This window comes from Xanthomonas sp. SHU 308 (assembly GCF_000364645.1).
Taxonomy (GTDB): Bacteria; Pseudomonadota; Gammaproteobacteria; order Xanthomonadales; family Xanthomonadaceae; genus Xanthomonas_A; species Xanthomonas_A sontii.
Genome location: NZ_AQOK01000447.1, coordinates 1 through 1,357 on the forward strand (window position 1 = coordinate 1; position 1,357 = coordinate 1,357).

1 protein-coding gene is annotated in these 1,357 nt (G+C 66.4%); it reads left to right on the top strand.

Annotated features, from left to right (window positions below):
- Positions 1-401 precede the first annotated feature (401 nt).
- Positions 402-1,357: MCP four helix bundle domain-containing protein (locus D588_RS24880; protein WP_017916481.1), on the top strand; the 956-nt coding region annotated here is incomplete at its 3' end.

Below are 1,357 nucleotides of genomic sequence, written 5' to 3' on the forward strand. Positions count from 1 at the left end.
GCAGCCCGCCAAGCGCACCGCGGTCGCGGCCGGCGGCGACTGGCAGGAGTTCTGAGTCGTACGATCGCCATGCCGCCGGCATGGCGACCGGTCCCGGCGGTAACGCCCGGCGTTCGCAGCGCAGCCCTTACGCAGCTGCGCATTCCTGCAATACGCGAGCTATAGCTCGGTGCATTACACGCCGGCGCATGTCGGAACCACGTCGGATTTTGCCTTCGCCGACCAACACGCGTCGGAAGGCAGACAGCTTCCTAACCGCCCGCCAACAAGGATCCGCACACCGCTCAATTCCTGGCCGCCATGTCGATATCCATGGGGTGGCAGCGCATCGCCACGAGGCGCCGCAACGCTGGCCTGCCAGCGCGTGCGACCCGACTCCTTCTGTCCCCCAAAGGTCGGCTATGAACGCACTTCTGCAACGCTACAACGTCGGTCGGCGCCTGGGCATGGCGTTCGGCATCCTCATCCTGTTGTCCGGTGTACTGGTCGCCATGGGGCTGCTGACCATGGCCAGGGCGCATCGCGAACTGGACAGCATCGTCAACGGCAACATGGAAAAGGTCCGCCTCTCCAACGAGATGCTGGACGCCAACACCAATGTGCAGATCGGGCTGCTGTCCATCACCATCGTCGATGGCGATGCGGCCAACCAGAAGATGATCGACATCGTGCAGCGCAACCGGGCGCGCTACAAGGCCGCGTACGATGCACTGTCGGCGATGCCGGCGACCCCGGCCGAACGCCAGGCCATGGCCGCGATCGAGAATGCGCGCGCGCAGTCGGTGCAACTCAACAATCAAGTGCTGGCGCTCGGCGAGAAGGACCAGAACGCCCAGGCACAGGCATTGCTGCTGGGCGATGCCGCGGTGGCGATGGAGAAGCAGCAGGCGGCGATCCGCGCCAATGCCGATCTGCAGCGGCGCTTGAGCCGGGAGGCCTATGCTGTCTCCTCGGCAGCGATGGCGCGGGGCCGCGTCATCCTCATCTCCGGCGGCCTTGCGGTCCTGCTGGTCAGCGGCCTGCTGGGCTGGACGATCACCCGCAGCCTGACCGGGCCGCTGGGCCGCGCCACCCGCGCCGCCGAAGCCATCGCCGACGGCCGCCTGGACAACGACGTGAGCACCGACGCGCGCGACGAACCCGGCCGTCTGCTGGTCGCGATGGGCCGCATGCAGACCCAGTTGCAGCGCTTCTCCAGCGAAACCGCGCTGATGATCGAACTGCATGCCGACAAGGACGTGACCCACCGCATGCCGCAGGACTTCCCGGGCGTCTACGGCGAGCTGAGCAAGGGCATCAATACCATGATGTTCGAGCACCTGGACGCCATCGTCGATGCCATCGGCGTGCTCAACGA